General features: G+C 61.3%; 17 protein-coding genes and 2 tRNA genes. 4 read left to right on the top strand and 15 right to left on the bottom strand.

Features of this window, described 5'->3' with window-relative positions:
* Window positions 1-70: 70 nt before the first annotated feature.
* On the bottom strand, window positions 71-400 hold the full coding sequence (locus GJ695_RS18035) for a hypothetical protein (RefSeq protein WP_154367121.1): 330 nt from the start codon (window positions 398-400) through the stop codon (window positions 71-73).
* A 168-nt stretch (window positions 401-568) separates the two neighbouring features.
* Between GJ695_RS18035 and GJ695_RS18030 the strand changes: the two genes are divergently transcribed.
* Entirely contained in the window at window positions 569-1,594 is a 1,026-nt protein-coding gene (locus GJ695_RS18030) for a type II asparaginase (protein WP_371866561.1), read from the top strand.
* A gap of 6 nt (window positions 1,595-1,600) precedes the next feature.
* Here the strand turns inward: GJ695_RS18030 and GJ695_RS18025 are convergent, their stop codons facing one another.
* Window positions 1,601-2,224, bottom strand: coding sequence for a flavin reductase family protein (locus tag GJ695_RS18025; RefSeq protein WP_154367117.1), 624 nt, complete (start codon window positions 2,222-2,224; stop codon window positions 1,601-1,603).
* A 107-nt stretch (window positions 2,225-2,331) separates the two neighbouring features.
* Here GJ695_RS18025 and GJ695_RS18020 point away from each other — a divergent pair, with 107 nt between their 5' ends.
* Window positions 2,332-2,781 carry a GNAT family N-acetyltransferase gene (locus tag GJ695_RS18020; RefSeq protein ID WP_154367115.1) on the top strand — a complete coding sequence of 150 codons (450 nt, stop codon included), beginning with the start codon at window positions 2,332-2,334 and terminating at the stop codon, window positions 2,779-2,781.
* Here the strand turns inward: GJ695_RS18020 and GJ695_RS18015 are convergent, their stop codons facing one another.
* Window positions 2,782-3,627, bottom strand: coding sequence for a type 1 glutamine amidotransferase domain-containing protein (locus GJ695_RS18015; RefSeq protein ID WP_154367112.1), 846 nt, complete (start codon window positions 3,625-3,627; stop codon window positions 2,782-2,784).
* A 97-nt stretch (window positions 3,628-3,724) separates the two neighbouring features.
* Here GJ695_RS18015 and GJ695_RS18010 point away from each other — a divergent pair, with 97 nt between their 5' ends.
* Window positions 3,725-4,624, top strand: a complete 900-nt coding sequence (locus tag GJ695_RS18010) for a LysR family transcriptional regulator (RefSeq protein ID WP_154367110.1) — start codon at window positions 3,725-3,727, stop codon at window positions 4,622-4,624.
* Between the two features lie 102 nt (window positions 4,625-4,726).
* On the opposite strand, the gene GJ695_RS18005 is transcribed toward GJ695_RS18010, so the two are convergent.
* The 10 genes from GJ695_RS18005 to GJ695_RS17960 all read right to left on the bottom strand — a co-directional run bounded on the left by GJ695_RS18005 (window position 4,727) and on the right by GJ695_RS17960 (window position 13,257).
* The gene (locus GJ695_RS18005; RefSeq protein ID WP_154367218.1) at window positions 4,727-5,140 is read right to left on the bottom strand and encodes a DUF6691 family protein; all 414 of its coding nucleotides are present in this window, start codon (window positions 5,138-5,140) and stop codon (window positions 4,727-4,729) included.
* Entirely contained in the window at window positions 5,140-5,565 is a 426-nt protein-coding gene (locus GJ695_RS18000; protein WP_154367108.1) for a YeeE/YedE family protein, read from the bottom strand. The genes GJ695_RS18005 and GJ695_RS18000 overlap by 1 nt, the downstream gene beginning before the upstream one ends.
* Before the next feature lie 123 nt (window positions 5,566-5,688).
* A complete protein-coding gene (locus GJ695_RS17995) occupies window positions 5,689-7,326 on the bottom strand; it encodes a methyl-accepting chemotaxis protein (protein WP_154367106.1) in 1,638 nt (545 codons plus the stop codon).
* A 217-nt stretch (window positions 7,327-7,543) separates the two neighbouring features.
* Window positions 7,544-7,753 (bottom strand): hypothetical protein, encoded by a 210-nt coding sequence (locus GJ695_RS17990; protein ID WP_154367104.1) that lies wholly within the window; start codon window positions 7,751-7,753, stop codon window positions 7,544-7,546.
* A gap of 152 nt (window positions 7,754-7,905) precedes the next feature.
* Window positions 7,906-7,982, bottom strand: a tRNA-Arg gene (locus tag GJ695_RS17985).
* Window positions 7,983-8,052: 70 nt separating this feature from the next.
* Window positions 8,053-8,129: transfer RNA gene (locus GJ695_RS17980), tRNA-Pro, on the bottom strand.
* Between the two features lie 60 nt (window positions 8,130-8,189).
* Window positions 8,190-9,539, bottom strand: a complete 1,350-nt coding sequence (gene glmM / locus GJ695_RS17975) for a phosphoglucosamine mutase (protein WP_154359897.1) — start codon at window positions 9,537-9,539, stop codon at window positions 8,190-8,192.
* Window positions 9,540-9,564: 25 nt separating this feature from the next.
* A complete protein-coding gene (folP, locus tag GJ695_RS17970) occupies window positions 9,565-10,404 on the bottom strand; it encodes a dihydropteroate synthase (protein ID WP_154367102.1) in 840 nt (279 codons plus the stop codon).
* A gap of 75 nt (window positions 10,405-10,479) precedes the next feature.
* A complete protein-coding gene (gene ftsH / locus GJ695_RS17965) occupies window positions 10,480-12,363 on the bottom strand; it encodes an ATP-dependent zinc metalloprotease FtsH (RefSeq protein WP_166455274.1) in 1,884 nt (627 codons plus the stop codon).
* Between the two features lie 201 nt (window positions 12,364-12,564).
* Window positions 12,565-13,257 carry an RlmE family RNA methyltransferase gene (locus tag GJ695_RS17960; RefSeq protein ID WP_154367098.1) on the bottom strand — a complete coding sequence of 231 codons (693 nt, stop codon included), beginning with the start codon at window positions 13,255-13,257 and terminating at the stop codon, window positions 12,565-12,567.
* A 44-nt stretch (window positions 13,258-13,301) separates the two neighbouring features.
* Here GJ695_RS17960 and GJ695_RS17955 point away from each other — a divergent pair, with 44 nt between their 5' ends.
* Window positions 13,302-13,772 carry a YhbY family RNA-binding protein gene (locus tag GJ695_RS17955; RefSeq protein ID WP_154359893.1) on the top strand — a complete coding sequence of 157 codons (471 nt, stop codon included), beginning with the start codon at window positions 13,302-13,304 and terminating at the stop codon, window positions 13,770-13,772.
* Window positions 13,773-13,817: 45 nt separating this feature from the next.
* Here GJ695_RS17955 and GJ695_RS17950 read toward each other — a convergent pair whose 3' ends face one another.
* Window positions 13,818-14,297, bottom strand: a complete 480-nt coding sequence (locus GJ695_RS17950) for a DUF4149 domain-containing protein (protein ID WP_154359892.1) — start codon at window positions 14,295-14,297, stop codon at window positions 13,818-13,820.
* Complete coding sequence (greA, locus tag GJ695_RS17945) at window positions 14,297-14,773, bottom strand: transcription elongation factor GreA (protein ID WP_154359891.1); 477 nt, start codon at window positions 14,771-14,773, stop codon at window positions 14,297-14,299. The genes GJ695_RS17950 and greA overlap by 1 nt, the downstream gene beginning before the upstream one ends.
* Between the last annotated feature and the right edge of the window lie 45 nt (window positions 14,774-14,818).

Below are 14,818 nucleotides of genomic sequence, written 5' to 3'. Positions count from 1 at the left end.
GATAAAGTACGGCAATGATAGCGCTAATCGGGCGGGCTGGCTGCCTACCCTTCAGCAAGGCCGCCAAGCCTTATTTGCACAGTTGCTGCCACTGCGCCTCGAATTCGGCCGGCGACACATCCTGCGCCAGCAAGGTCAGGTCGCGCGCCACCGAAATATAGCGCTGATAGCCGATGTAACCGCCAAACGCATCCTTGGCGTTGACTTCGCCGCATGGCGCGCCGCCCTTGCCGATGAACTGGTTGCGGAACTGGGCCTGGTTCGGCTCCAGGATTTTTTCCTTCACATACTTTTCACCCAGCGTGGTCAGCGTTGCCGCGTCTTCCTGCTGCTTTTGTGCCGCCGTCTTGCCACAAGCCGCCAGCACCAGCATCAATGCCATCGTGATAGCCAATCTCATATATTTTCTCTTTTATATTGTTCCTGCCATCCTGCCTTAACGCAGCAACACCCCACGTTGTTGACATGCAGGGGTTTTGTTACTATCCCAAGCTTTACCGCGAGATCAGGAGACTTCATGTCCTACAAACCTTCCGCCCGCTGGCTCAACGCCGTGCTGGCCTGTGCAATGTTGCTCACTTCATATGCCGAGGCAGCTGAAAAGCTGGCCCACGTGACCATTCTGGCCACCGGCGGCACCATTGCCGGCAGCGGCGCCTCCAGCACCACCACCGTCGGCTACACCGCCGCCACCGTCGGCGTGAACAGCCTGATCGCGGCCGTGCCGGAACTGGCCAAGGTCGCCGACGTCAAGGGCGAGCAGGTGTTCCAGATCGCCAGCGAAAACATGAGCAACGAGCACTGGCTGACACTGGCCAAGCGCGTCAACGCCCTGCTGGCGCAGCCGGACGTGGATGGCATCGTCATCACCCACGGCACCGACACGCTGGAAGAAACCGCCTACTTCCTGGACCTGACCGTCAAGAGCAAAAAGCCGGTGGTGCTGGTGGGCGCCATGCGTCCGGGCACCGCGCTGTCGGCCGACGGTCCGATCAACCTGTACAACGCCGTGCTGCTGGCCGCCAGCCAGGAAGCCGTCGGCAAGGGCGTGCTGGTCGCCATGAACGACCAGATCCACGCCGCGCGCGACGTCACCAAGACCAACACCTCGACGCCGGACAGCTTCAAGACGCCGGAACTGGGCATGCTGGGTTACATCCAGGGCAACAAGCCGTACTTCTACCACGTGTCATCCCGCAAAAACACGGCCGACACCGAGTTCGACATCAGCAAGCTCGACACCCTGCCGCAGGTCGACATCGTGTACGGCTACGCCAATGTTAACCCAGTTGCACTAAACGCGCTGGTGGCCGCCGGCGCCAAGGGCATCATCCACGCCGGCGTCGGCGACGGCAGCCTGGCGGCATCGGTCAAGACCGGCCTGGTGGCGGCCCGCAAGCAAGGCGTGCTGATCGTGCGTGCCAGCCGCGTCGGCCAGGGCATCGTGGCGCGCAACGGCGAAGCCAACGACGACGAACTGGACTTTGTTGCCTCCGACACGCTGAATCCGCAGAAAGCCCGCATCCTGCTGATGCTGGCGCTGACCAGGACCAGCGACAGCAAGCAGATTCAACGCATGTTCTACACCTACTGATCGCGCTTACGGATAGCTGGGCCGTTTCATCTGGAACAGGCTGTCCGGCGTGATTTCAAAGTAGTCGGCCGGGCCGCCGCCACGCAGGATGGCGCGCGAGCCGGCCGTATCATAGATGCCGTCGCGCAGCAGCTCGCGCGCGATATGCACGCCCACCACTTCCCCGATGGTCAGCCAGGTGTTGGTTTCGGCGCCGGACGCGCCCTGCAGGCGGATGATCTGGCTTACCTTGCATTCAAACGATACCGGGCTTTCCGCCACGCGCGGCACCGCCACGATGTTGGAGGTGACCGGCGTCAGGCCGGCCAGCTGGAACTCGTCGATGTCCGGCGGCGCGGCGGCGCAGCTGGCGTTCATCGCCTCGGCCAGCGGCCGGGTCGCCAGGTTCCATACAAATTCCCCGGTTGCCTCGATGTTGCGCAGCGTGTCCTTGCGGCCGATGCTGGCAAAGCCGATCAGCGGCGGCGTGTAGTTGAAGGCGTTGAAGAAGCTGTACGGCGCCAGGTTCAGGTTGCCGCTGGCGGCGCGGGTCGAGATCCAGCCGATCGGGCGCGGGCCGACGATGGCGTTGAAGGGATCATGCGGCAGGCCGTGGCCCTGTGCCGGTTCGTAGAAGTATCGGTCGCTCATGCCCCATTGTCGCATATGTCTCCTGCGAAACAATTTATACAAATCGGGGGTTGCGCGGCAAGCGCGCGGGCATTAATCTAAGAGCATCACCTAATTGAAACACGTACATGAATCTCGATCTGCAATTTCGCCCGATGAAAGCGCCGCCCACGCCGAAAGCCTTGTTGACTTTTCGGAAAGACGCCGGCCTCAAGGGCGCAGTGCCGCAAAAAGCCGCGCACGATGCGCGCGGCGTGGTGCAGTGGGTGTCGGTGGAACTGAAGAACAAGCAGGTCGGCATCGCCCGGCTGGAGATCGCGCCGCCGATGTTCTGCTTTGTGTCGGACCTGATGGTGTTGAGCCAGTACCGCGGCCGGGGCATCGGCCACTGGCTGATCCAGCGCATCGAACAATACTGCCTCGGCCGGGGCACCCAGCGCCTGCTGCTGGAAGCGGCCGAAGGCACGGACAGTTTCTACAAATCGCAGGCTTTCGTGCCCGATCCGCTGGCGCCACGGCTGTGGCGCAAGGAAATCAGCCCTTTGCACCGGAAGATCTTCACGCCGATGTTCGGCTGATCAGCGCTTCAGCCGCGCCAGCAGCTCGTCGGCCACCGCATTGGCCGACGCCGGATTCTGGCCCGTGATCAGTTCACGGTCCTTCACCACATAGGATTGCCAGTTGGCGCCACTGCTGTAGACGCCGCCGGCACTTTCCAGCGCGGTTTGCGGCGTGAACTTCATGACGCCGCCCTTCAACATCCCCTTCGCCGCCTCCTCTTCGTTATTGCTGATGACCGTCATCCTGTAGCCGGCGTAGATCCAGGCGGGCGCCCTGCCGGCCTGGCCGCCGCTTTCCAGCGGCAGGGTCAGCTGCCGTGGCGCATCCAGCGTCGACAGCAACGCGATCGGACCGTGGCAGACCAGCGCGGTCGGCTTGCCTTGCTGGTGGAAGGCGGCCAGCACGCGACCCAGCGGCGCGCTGTACAACAAATCCTGCATCGGCGCGTGACCGCCGGGGATGTAGATGGCATCGTAGCGGTCGTAGCCGGCCTGCTCCACGCGCGCCAGGCTGATCACCGGCGAGTGCGCGGCCGAGGTCAGTTGCAGCTTGTCGAGCAGCGCCAGATGTTGCCGCATGGCGGCTTCGTCATTGCCGAAGTACATTTTGTCGATCGAGCCACGGTCGACGGTCGGCGCCTTGCCCAGCGGCGTGGCGAAGGTGACGGTATGGCCGGCATCCAGCAGCCTTTTGACCGGCTGCATCAGTTCATTGGCGTAAAAACCGGTGTCGAAGGTGCGGTTGTCACGCAGGGCCAGCTGGGATTCATCGGACAGCACGACCAGCACGTTGGCGCTGTGGGCGGCAACCGCGTTCAGGCCCAGCACGGCGGCGGCAATGGCGTTGCGAAGAATGTTTTCCATGATCAGTTCCTTTGTTTTTCAGTCCCGCCAGTGTATTCATGCCTCAGTCATGTTTAAATACGCTGAAAATCAAATCATTTGTTCTCGAAAGGTGTGAATGGCACGGCAATTCGATCATATGGCGGACCTGGAAGCGTTTGTCACCATCGTCGACAAGGGCACGATCAGCGCGGCGGCGGTGGCGCTCGGCACCACGCCGTCGGTGTTGAGCCGCGCCGTGGCCCGGCTGGAGGCGCGGCTGGGCGTGCAGCTGATGCGGCGCACCACGCGCCGGCTCAGCGTGACGGAAGCGGGCAATCTGTATCTGGAGCAGGCGCGCAGCGCTTTCGGCCTGATCGCCGACGCCGAGCGCGCCATCCAGGGCCAGGGCGGCGCGCTGTCGGGCAAGGTGCGCATCAGCGTGCCGACCACCTACGGCCACTACCGCCTGCCGGCCATGCTGCGGAGCTTCATGGAGCGGCACCCGCAGGTTGGCATCGAACTGAGCATCAATAACCGGAATGTCGATCTGGTGGCCGAGGGCTACGACATGGCAATCCGGCTCGGGGAGCTGGCCGACAGCGGCCTTGCCGCCAAGCGGCTCGGCGACGAGGCGGTCTGCCTGGTGGCCTCACCCGACTACCTGCACCGCGCCGGCATGCCGCAAACGCTGCACGAGCTGGCGGACCACGCCTGCCTGCCCTTCATCATGCCGAGCACCGGCCGTCTGGCGCCGTGGCTGTTCCGGGTGGATGGCGAAGACGTCGATTGGCTGCCCGTCCCGCGCATGCAGGTGGCGGACGACGTGCTGGGCGTGGTGTCGCTGGCGCAACAAGGGCTGGGCATCTGCCAGACCTATCACTTCGTGGCGGAGGAGCGGTTGCGCAACGGTCAGCTGGTGGAAGTGCTGCCGGCGCTGCGGGGACGCAGCAAGCCGTTTTCGCTGATTTATCCACCGCACCGGCGCATGTCGGCGGCCGTGCGGGCACTGATCGACGCCCTGCCTGCCGGTTGTTAACAAATTCTGTGGATAAGGCTGTTAACAAGCTGGCGCGCCGACAAACAAGTGCTTGTTTTCAAAGGACAAAAGTTTGCTGCGTAATTTTCGCGCAGTAAAAAGTTATCCACCGCGACGGCGCTCGAACAATTCGTACAGCCCCATGCCCGCCAGCATGGCCAGAACGAACAGTATGGCTTTCGGCACGCCCATTCCCAGGCCGACCAAGGCCGGTCCCGGACAAAATCCCGCCAGTCCCCAGCCTATGCCGAACATGACGGCGCCGATTATCAGGCGGCGATCAATGCGGGTGACGACGGGTAATTTCATTGCACCGCCCAACAGCGTGGTTTTACGGGACCTGGCCCAAAGAAAAGCAAAGAAACCAACGCCAACCGCGCCTGCCATAACGAATATCAGCGACGGGTCCCAATTGCCCGCCAAATCCAGAAACGCCAATACCTTGGCGGGATTCGCCATGCCGGAAATAATAAGGCCGATACCGAATATCAGACCAGCCAGAAATGAAATAATCATCATAAATGGCGTACCACAAATACGGTTAGAAATCCCAGCGCCATGAAAGTCAGCGTGGCAATCAGCGAGCGAGGCGAAAGCCGCGCTATTCCACAGACGCCATGACCGCTGGTGCAGCCGGAACCCATTCTGGTACCAAATCCAACGATTAATCCGGCAACAATTAAAATAAACGGATCAGCATCAACTTGAATATCCGGACGCATCCAGACCAAAGCACATGCAATAGGCGCCACAACCAGGCCGGCAATAAATGCGACACGCCAGCCTATATCGCCACGACGCGGTTTAATCAGGCCGCCGAGTATGCCGCTGATGCCGGCAATACGGCCATTGAATACGGCGAATAATGCAGCAGCCAAACCGATCAGCACCCCGCCGGCCAGGGCGGCGACGGGCGTGAAGGCGATGCTATCGATGGTCATTGCGGCGCTCCTCTGGGAAAAGTCTCTCAGAGTATGCCAGATATCAGTGTCATCGCGCTAATTTTTAGCATGGCGGCGCGGCAAAAAGGCGCACGGACAGGCTGTCCGTGCGCCCTGTTTTAATCAGCCGTTTGCAACCCGCAGGTTAGGACGACCGCGCGGGATATTATGTGAACCAGATTTTCTCGGTAAATCAGCGATCGTCGCGGTCGATGCATCCAGTTTAAACTGGCCGACGACTTCGCTTAAATGCGCAGCCTGTTCTTTCAATTCTTCCGCCGCCGCACTAGCCTCTTCCACCAATGCGGTATTCTGCTGGGTCATGCCATCCATTTGACCAAGTGCCTGGCTGACATCCTGAATGCCAATACACTGCTCCTGACTGGCATTACTAATCTCAGCCATAATCTCGGTGACCTTGCGCACGCTGGCAACGACTTCATGCATGGTGACGCCGGCTTTTTCAACCAGTTCCGAACCACTGCCGACTTTTACCACCGAATCATCAATCAACACTTTAATTTCCTTAGCCGCCTGTGCTGCACGCTGGGCCAAAACGCGCACCTCGCTGGCCACCACGGCAAAACCACGGCCTTGTTCGCCGGCACGCGCCGCCTCTACTGCCGCATTCAAGGCCAGAATATTCGTCTGGAATGCGATGCCATCGATAACAGAAATAATATCGACAATCTTTTTAGACGAATCATTAATCGATTCCATGGTCGTGGTTACCTGGCGCATCACTTCACCGCCCTGCTCCGACACCTCCGACGCCGATTGCGACAATTGATTGGCCTGCTGCGCATTGCTGGCGTTTTGCTTGACGGTCGAGGTCAGTTCTTCCATCGCCGTCGCCACGCGTTCCAGCGATTGCGCCTGCTGTTCGGTCCGCTGCGACAAGTCCAGATTGCCGACCGCGATCTCGGTCGATGCATGGGTGATGGATTCGGTGCCATGGCGCACCTCGCTGACGATGCCAGCCAGGCTGTCTCGCATGCTCTTGATGGCAAACAGCAGGCTGTCCTTGTCGGTGGCCGCCACCCGCACGTTGACGGACAGGTCGCCCTTGGCGATGCGGCTGGCGATTTCGGCCGCGTACAGCGGCTCGCCGCCCAGCTGTTTCAGCAGCACGCGCTTGATCAGGCCGGCAATCACCACGCTCAGGATGAAGGCCACCACCGCCAGCACCGTCACCATGCGCTGCGCGCCGCTGGCGTAGGCTTCCACCGTGTCGGTGGCGGCTTCCGATTCTTTCTGGGCGGAGGTGACCAGCACGGCCATGTCCTGCACGATACGGCGGCGCAACGGGCTGCATTCATTGACCAGGAAGTGGCCATATTCCTCCATCTTACCGGCATCGCGGTACTGGCGCGGGCGCTTGAGCTCGTTTGCCATCGCCAGCAGGCCTTCCTTGACCTTGGCGAACTGCGGATCGTTGGCGTAAGCCGGCGCCATCTGCTCGACGGCTTTCAGGTAAATCGCCTTTTGGGCGTCGACGATGTCGAGCTCCTTGTTGGCTTCGGCGGCGTCGGTAAAGATATAGGCGTTACGCGCCGCTAGGCCGGTCTGGGCCAGCGCCTCGCGCGCCAGGTACAGCGGCTCCAGCTTCTCCGAGGCGATGCGGTTGTCGTCGTTGAAGGCCTTCGACAGCGCCGACACGCGCACCACCGAAAACACCGCCAGCACCAGCATCAGCGCCGTCAGCATGCCAAAGCCCAACGTGAGCTGGGTACCGATTTTTAATTTTTTGAACGAGTCCATGGGACGCTCCTGTGTGTGGGCAAAGTTGGATTAACAACCAGGCTCGCGGGCTAGGAGCGATGAAATACACGGAAGTCGGGGCGGGGACGGGAAATCAGGCGATGAACAGGCCGTCTGAGGCATGGACGGCGGTTCGATGCACCGGAATGCATGACCCTCACTATGCCTCAAAAAATGCCGTAGATCAACACAAATTAAACTAATACCACGATAGCAATCAGGGCGCGCGACACTTTTCGATGGTGTCGGGCGAAGGCGTATCGCTCCGTCGTCGCACGCTGGCCGATGACAGGACGCGGAAGATCATTTCCTTGGGCACGTCGTGCGCTTCGAGGAAAGCCCATGCGGTTGCCGCGCCACAGAGCGCGTCAATCACAACGCCCTGCTCCAGCGCATCGGCAAATTGGTGGTTGGTTCTCGGTTGCATGCTCTCACCTCTTGGTATTTAAAAATTAAATACTCACGGGATTAGGTGAGAATGCCTGCCGCGGTGGCGCGCTGTCTGGGCGCCTGCAGCTATCATTACTATAACAACTTTGCGCGCGGACGGTGATTGATTTAATGTATCGTGCTGAGGATTGGCCTGCCCAGCTGGGTTCGAACCAGCGACCCCAAGCTTAGAAGGCTTGTGCTCTATCCAACTGAGCTATGGGCAGAGGATGGCCGCAGGAATCTGCGGCGGAAATGAAAAACGGGCTGTCTTTCGACAACCCGTTTAAAAGTTCTTGGTCGGAGTACAAGGATTCGAACCTTGGACCCCCTGGTCCCAAACCAGGTGCGCTACCGGGCTGCGCTACACTCCGAAGACCAGTATTCTAGTCGTTGTCGCCCATTCCGTCAATCAAAGCAGGCGATTTAAATTTTTACGCAGCAAGCTGGCTTTCCACCTTGTCGGCAATGCGGCGCGCCATCGATTGGGCGGCGTTGGCGTCGCGCGCCTCGACCATCACGCGGATCAGCGGTTCGGTGCCCGAGGCGCGGATCAGCACGCGGCCGCTGTCGCCCAGCTCGGCCTCGACCTTTTCCTTTTCAGCCACCATGGCGGCGTTCTTGGTCCAGTCGAAGCCGGGCGCCACGCGCACGTTGATCAGCGTCTGCGGGAAGATGGTCAGGTCGGCGCAGCACTCTTCCAGCGACTTGCCGGCGCGCTTCAGCGCCGACAGCACTTGCAGCGCCGAGATGATGCCGTCGCCGGTGGTGTGCTTGTCGAGCGCCAGCAGGTGGCCCGAGCCTTCGCCGCCCAGGTTCCAGCCCTTCTCCTGCATCACTTCCAGCACGTAGCGGTCGCCCACCTTGGCGCGCGCGAAGCCGATGCCCTTCTCTTTCAGCGCCACTTCGACCGCCATATTGGTCATCAGCGTGCCGACGGCGCCGGCCACCGGGCCGGTGGCCAGGCGGTCCATCACCATCAGGTACAGCAGCTCGTCGCCGTTATACAGGCGGCCGTTGGCGTCGCACATGATCAGGCGGTCGGCGTCACCGTCCAGCGCGATGCCGAGGTCGGCGCCGTGGGCGCGCACGGCGGCGGCCATGGCGGCCGGCGCGGTGGCGCCGTGTTCCAGGTTGATGTTGAAGCCGTCCGGCTTGTTGCCGATGGCGATCACTTCCGCGCCCAGCTCATGGAACACGTGCGGTGCGATGTTGTAGGCGGCGCCGTGGGCGCAATCGACCACCACTTTCAGGCCGCGCAGGTCCAGTTCGTTCGGGAAGGTGCTCTTGCAGAATTCGATGTAACGGCCCTGGGCGTCGTCCAGGCGCTTGGCGCGGCCCAGTTTTTCCGACGGCACGCAGTTCATAGGCTGGTCCAGTTCGGCTTCGATGTCGAGCTCGACCGCGTCCGGCAGCTTGGCGCCCTGCGCCGAGAAGAACTTGATGCCGTTGTCCTGGAACGGGTTGTGCGACGCCGAGATCACCACGCCGGCCGACAGGCGCAGCGCGCGCGTCAGGTAGGCGATGGCGGGCGTCGGCATCGGGCCGGCCAGCATGACGTCGACGCCGGCGGCCGAGAAGCCGGCTTCCAGCGCGGCTTCCAGCATGTAGCCGGAGATGCGGGTGTCCTTGCCGATCAGGACGGTCGGGCGGCCGGCGCCGGAGCGCTTGCTGGCCAGGACCTTGCCTGCCGCGTAGCCGAGGCGCATGACGAAGTCAGGGGTGATGGGTGCTTCGCCGACCAGACCGCGGATGCCGTCGGTGCCAAAATATTTACGTGCCATGTGTGTGCTCTTTTAAGTCGTTATTTTATTGTGCCGCTTGCCAAACCTTCAGGGCGTCGACCGTCTCCGCCACGTCGTGCACGCGCACGATCAGCGCGCCCTGCGCCACCGCCGCCAGGGCGCCGCCGACGCTGCCGGCCATGCGCTGCTCGACCGGCTTGCCGGTCACCGCGCCGACCATCGACTTGCGCGACAGACCCGCCAGCAGCGGCAGGTTCAGTTCGTCAATCAGGCGCGCGGTCGCCTTCAGCAAGGCGTAATTATGCTCCACAGTCTTGCCAAAGCCAAAGCCGGGATCGATGCAAAGTCGACGTGGATCAATACCGGCCGCCAGCAGCGCCGCGGCGCGCTCGCGCAGGAAGGCGATCACCTCGTCCACCACGTCCGTATAGGCCGGCGCCAGCTGCATGTGTTGCGGATCGCTCTGCATGTGCATGATGCACAGCGCGCAGTCGCTGTCGCGCACCGCCTCGATGGCGCCCGGCGCGCGGAAACCGTTGATGTCGTTGATCATGTCGACGCCGGCGATGATGGCTTCGCGCATCACCTGTGGCTTGTAGGTGTCGACCGAGATGGCCGGGCCCATGTCGCGCACGGCGTACAGCACCGGCATCACGCGCTGCAGCTCGTCTTCCAGCGACACGGCCGGCGAGCCGGGACGGGTCGATTCGCCGCCGACGTCGATGATGTCGACGCCGTCCTGGATCATCTGCTCGGCATGCGACAGCGCGAACTCCAGCGACTGGTAGTTGCCGCCATCGGAAAACGAATCGGGCGTCACGTTGAGGATGCCCATCACGCGGGCGCGCACGCCCTGCCCCCGCCACGGGTAATTAAAACGGCCAAACTGTAAGGTAGATTGCATGTGAAACTGAAATGAAAAAGGGCGAGGATTGCTCCTCACCCTTGATTGATACGCTGATGGCTACGCGGGCGCCGCTTAGGCCGGTGCGGTCACGCTAGGCGATACGCCGCTGCCGCCATCGCCAGGAGGCTGTTTGCGGATCGTCACGCCAGCTTTCGGCGGACGCGGCTCCAGGCCGGCCATGATGTCGTTGATCTGGTCCGCATCGATGGTTTCCCATTCCAGCAGCGCCTTGGTCATCACTTCGACCTTGTCACGGTTCTCCGACAGCAGCTTGCGGGCCAGCGCGTATTGCGTGTCCAGGATGTTGCGGATTTCCGCATCCACCTTCTGCTGCGTGGCTTCCGAGATGGTTTTATTCGAACCGCCCATGAAGCCGTCGTTCTGCGTATCCTCGTACACCATCACGCCCAGCGCATCGGACATGCCGAACTTGGTGACCATCGAACGGGCCAGCTTGGTGGCGCGCGAGAAGTCGTTCGAGGCGCCGGTCGACATCTGGCCGACGAAGATCTCTTCCGCGATACGGCCGCCGAACAGGATGGAAATCTCTTCCAGCATCTTGTCCTTGTAGCCCGAGATATTGTCGTGCTCCGGCAGCTGCCAGGTCAGGCCCAGTGCCCAGCCGCGCGGCATGATGGTCACTTTGTGGACCGGATCGGCCTTCGGCAGCAGCTTGGCGACCACCGCGTGGCCAGATTCGTGGTACGCGGTATTGCGGCGTTCATCTTCGCGGATGACCATCGACTTGCGCTCCGGACCCATGTAGATCTTGTCCTTGGCGTCTTCGAAGTCAGCCATGTCGACCAGGCGTTTCGAGCGACGGGCGGCAAACAGCGCAGCCTCGTTGACCAGGTTGGCCAGGTCGGCGCCCGAGAAGCCTGGCGTGCCACGGGCCAGGATGTCGGCCTTGACGTCGGTGCCGATCGGCACTTTGCGCATGTGCACGTTCAGGATCTGTTCGCGGCCGCGGATGTCCGGCAGGCCAACGTTGACCTGGCGGTCGAAACGGCCCGGACGCAGCAGCGCCTTGTCCAGCACGTCGGCGCGGTTGGTGGCGGCGATGACGATCACGCCGGACTGCGCTTCAAAGCCGTCCATTTCCACCAGCAGCTGATTCAGCGTCTGTTCGCGTTCGTCGTTGCCGCCGCCCATGCCGGCGCCACGGTGACGGCCGACCGCGTCGATCTCGTCGATGAAGATGATGCACGGCGAATGCTTCTTGGCGTTCTCGAACATGTCGCGCACGCGGGACGCGCCGACGCCGACGAACATTTCAACGAAGTCCGAACCGGAAATCGAGAAGAACGGCACCTTGGCTTCGCCGGCGATGGCGCGCGCCAGCAGGGTTTTACCCGTGCCTGGCGGACCGACCATCAGCACGCCGCGTGGAATGCGGCCGCCCAGTTTCTGGAATTTGCTCGGGTCTTTCAGGAAGTCGACGATCTCGCCGACTTCTTCCTTGGCTTCATCGCAGCCCGCCACGTCGGACAGGGTGACGGTGTTGTTGGTTTCATCCATCATGCGCGCCTTCGACTTGCCGAAGGAGAACGCGCCGCCCTTGCCGCCGCCCTGCATCTGGCGCATGAAGAAGATCCACACGCCGATCAGCAGCAGCATCGGGAACCAGGAGACAAACACCTGCGACAGGAACGATGGTTCCTCAGGCGGTTTGACGTCGAAATGGATGCCGTTGTCGCGCAGGTCGCCGATCAGGCCGCGGTCGAGCACGGTTACCGTGGTGCGGACCTTGGTGTCGTCGCTGCGGGTGGCGGTGATGCTGCCGCCTTCAATCACGACGTCCTTGATGCGTTTGGCTTTCACGTCATCCAGCAAGTCGGAATAAGCGATGGTTTTGGCTCCACCGGTTACGCCATGGCTATCAAACTGCTTGTACAGCATAAGCAGGAGCAGTACCACGACTACCCAGATGGCTGATTTGGAAAACATGTTATTCACGAAAACTCCTTGGATGCGAGACGCATCGATAAACCTGGCTGATATTCATTCGATTTTACTCGCAATAGGCAGGCGGTGCCAGAACCCTGCCGTGCGCCGGTCAAAAACCGGCTGAAAATCACATTATTTGACTAAATTAAGGCTGCAATCAAGTCAAAAAACCGCTTTCCCAGGGTCGATGTGCGGCTTGTTCGTCAAATATCAAGGGCGCCAGCCCTCGGAATCCAGCGGTTGTGCCGAGGCCATCCCATCGGTGGGGTTTTTCAGGCCGCGGCCCAGCAGGAATATCTCGGACGATTTGTCGCGGCTGGCTTTTGGTTTCTTTTGCGTCACTGTTTTAAATTCGGCACGGAATTTGAGCACGATGTCGTTGAAGCCCATGTCTTTAAAACATTTGACCAGCAAGGCGCCGCCCGGTTTCAAATGGGCCTGGGAAAACTCGATCGCCAGGTCGATCAGATGTTCCATGCGGGCGGCGTCGGAATCGTGGATGCCGGACAGGTTGGGCGCCATATCCGATAACACCAGGTCAACTTTTTGGCCCTGCACCACGGCTTCGAGCTGCTGCAGCACGTCGGCCTCGCGGAAATCGCCCTGGATGAAGTGGAAATCGGCGATCGGCTCCATCGGCAGCATGTCGAGGCCGATCAGGGTGCCGTTGATGCCGCCGCCCTCCTTGCCCGACAATTTGCGCCGGGCGTACTGGCCCCAGCTGCCCGGCGTACAGCCCAGGTCGACAATGACCTGGCCGGGTTTGATCAGCTTCTCCTCTTCGTCTATCTCTTTCAATTTGAAAGCCGCACGGGCGCGATAGCCCTCTTTCTGGGCCAATTTCACGTAAGGATCGTTAATATGATCGTGAATCCAGTTTTTGTTTATTTTGTTCTTAGCCATTCGCGTAGAATACTGCCTTTAAGGAACCTACAAAAAGAAATTTTATGATCAAACTTACACCCGCTGAGCGCAGCGCGCTGCGCGCCGAGGCCCATGGCCTGAAACCTATCGTCCTGATCGGCGCTGACGGCCTGACCGCCAACGTCCTCAAGGAAATCTCGCTGGGACTCGATTCCCATGGCCTGATCAAGGTGCGCGTGTTCGGTGACGACCGCGAAGCCCGTGTGGCCATGTACGAGAGCATCACCGAGCAGCTGAAAGCGGCGCCGGTGCAGCACATCGGCAAGCTGTTCGTGCTGTACCGCCCGAAAGTGGAAACCGAGAAAGCCCGCAGCTCGTCCGGCAAGGGCCTGCGCGAAGTGACCATCGTCAAGGCCAGCGCCAGCGGCACCAAGCGTCCGTCGGTGACCAAAGTCCTGCTCAAGGGAAATGAACGCGTGACCCAGGGCGGCAACATCAAGCGCGCCAAGCCACTGCAGAAGTCTGCCAAGAAAAGCGCACTCGGCTCGAAGTAAGATTGAAAGAGCGATCGCTCCCGCGCCAGCGGGAGCGAAGTGTTATTACTGTTTCACCACCAGCCACGCGGCCAGCAGGCTTTGCACCAGGTAGATGACGCTGGAAATGCCGTGCAGGATGCCGAATTCGTTCTTCGCGGCGCCTTCCATCACGCCGCCCGGCCCTGCCGCCGCGCGCAGCGTCGCCATCATCGGCTGCAGGCCGAAGTGCGACACCAGCGTGCACGCCAACATCACCAGCACGATAATCAGCAAGGTCCGGCGCGACTTGGCCGCCATATTGGCGGCCGGTCCGGCAAAGATGCCGCCGGTGCTGGTCTGGGTCGCCCACAGCAACACCAGCATCACCAGCGCGCAGGCGATCGACAGCCAGGCCTGGTTGGTGAACAATTGGCCGGCCAGGGTGCCGGCAAGCACGCGATCACTCAGCGTGGCGAACAGGGTCGGCGCGGCCAGATAGCCCACCGCCCATAAACTGCCGGCCCACAGGGTCGCGACCAGCAAACGTGTGCGGGCGAGTAGCATCAGATGTAGCGCACTTCCAGAATCTCGTATTCGCGCGGACCCGATGGGGCCTGCACTTCCACCACGTCGCCGGCCGACTTGCCGATCAGCGCGCGGGCGATCGGCGAGGTCACCGACACTTTGCTCAGTTTCAGGTCGGCTTCATCGATGCCGACGATCTGGTAGGTCACTTTCGCGCCCGATTCCAGGTCTTCCAGGTCCACCGTCGACGCGAACACCACGCGGCCTTCCGCGTCCAGCGTGGCCGGGTCGATGATTTGCGCGGCGCTCAACTTGCCTTCCAGTTCCGCGATGCGGCCTTCCACGAACGCCTGGCGCTCCTTGGCGGCATCGTACTCGGCGTTTTCCGACAGGTCGCCATGCGAGCGTGCTTCGGCAATCGCGTCGATCACGATACGGCGTTCTTTGGTCTTCAACTGGTGCAACTCATCTTTCAGGAGTTCTGCGCCGAACTTGGTAAGTGGAACTGAAGTCATGTTGTTTATTTACTCTGTTTTTACAATGGAAAACCACAGAGGCCA

It is taken from the genome of Duganella alba (assembly GCF_009674495.1).
Classification (GTDB): domain Bacteria; phylum Pseudomonadota; class Gammaproteobacteria; order Burkholderiales; family Burkholderiaceae_D; genus Rugamonas; species Rugamonas alba.
Note: the sequence above shows the minus strand (reverse complement) of the source record. Positions and strands in the feature narration are given on the sequence as shown.

Bases quoted from the DNA above. Each gene is read 5' to 3' on its own strand.
- GJ695_RS17955 (WP_154359893.1), top strand. From the start codon at position 13,302: ATGATCAAACTTACACCCGCTGAGCGCAGCGCGCTGCGCGCCGAGGCC.
- GJ695_RS18005 (WP_154367218.1), bottom strand. From the start codon at position 5,140: ATGATTATTTCATTTCTGGCTGGTCTGATATTCGGTATCGGCCTTATT.
- glmM (WP_154359897.1), bottom strand. From the start codon at position 9,539: ATGGCACGTAAATATTTTGGCACCGACGGCATCCGCGGTCTGGTCGGC.
- GJ695_RS18025 (WP_154367117.1), bottom strand. From the start codon at position 2,224: ATGAGCGACCGATACTTCTACGAACCGGCACAGGGCCACGGCCTGCCG.
- GJ695_RS18020 (WP_154367115.1), top strand. From the start codon at position 2,332: ATGAATCTCGATCTGCAATTTCGCCCGATGAAAGCGCCGCCCACGCCG.
- GJ695_RS18035 (WP_154367121.1), bottom strand. From the start codon at position 400: ATGAGATTGGCTATCACGATGGCATTGATGCTGGTGCTGGCGGCTTGT.
- GJ695_RS18030 (WP_371866561.1), top strand. From the start codon at position 569: ATGTTGCTCACTTCATATGCCGAGGCAGCTGAAAAGCTGGCCCACGTG.
- GJ695_RS18015 (WP_154367112.1), bottom strand. From the start codon at position 3,627: ATGGAAAACATTCTTCGCAACGCCATTGCCGCCGCCGTGCTGGGCCTG.
- GJ695_RS17990 (WP_154367104.1), bottom strand. From the start codon at position 7,753: ATGCAACCGAGAACCAACCACCAATTTGCCGATGCGCTGGAGCAGGGC.
- greA (WP_154359891.1), bottom strand. From the start codon at position 14,773: ATGACTTCAGTTCCACTTACCAAGTTCGGCGCAGAACTCCTGAAAGAT.
- GJ695_RS17960 (WP_154367098.1), bottom strand. From the start codon at position 13,257: ATGGCTAAGAACAAAATAAACAAAAACTGGATTCACGATCATATTAAC.
- GJ695_RS18010 (WP_154367110.1), top strand. From the start codon at position 3,725: ATGGCACGGCAATTCGATCATATGGCGGACCTGGAAGCGTTTGTCACC.
- GJ695_RS17950 (WP_154359892.1), bottom strand. From the start codon at position 14,297: ATGCTACTCGCCCGCACACGTTTGCTGGTCGCGACCCTGTGGGCCGGC.
- GJ695_RS18000 (WP_154367108.1), bottom strand. From the start codon at position 5,565: ATGACCATCGATAGCATCGCCTTCACGCCCGTCGCCGCCCTGGCCGGC.
- GJ695_RS17995 (WP_154367106.1), bottom strand. From the start codon at position 7,326: ATGGACTCGTTCAAAAAATTAAAAATCGGTACCCAGCTCACGTTGGGC.
- folP (WP_154367102.1), bottom strand. From the start codon at position 10,404: ATGCAATCTACCTTACAGTTTGGCCGTTTTAATTACCCGTGGCGGGGG.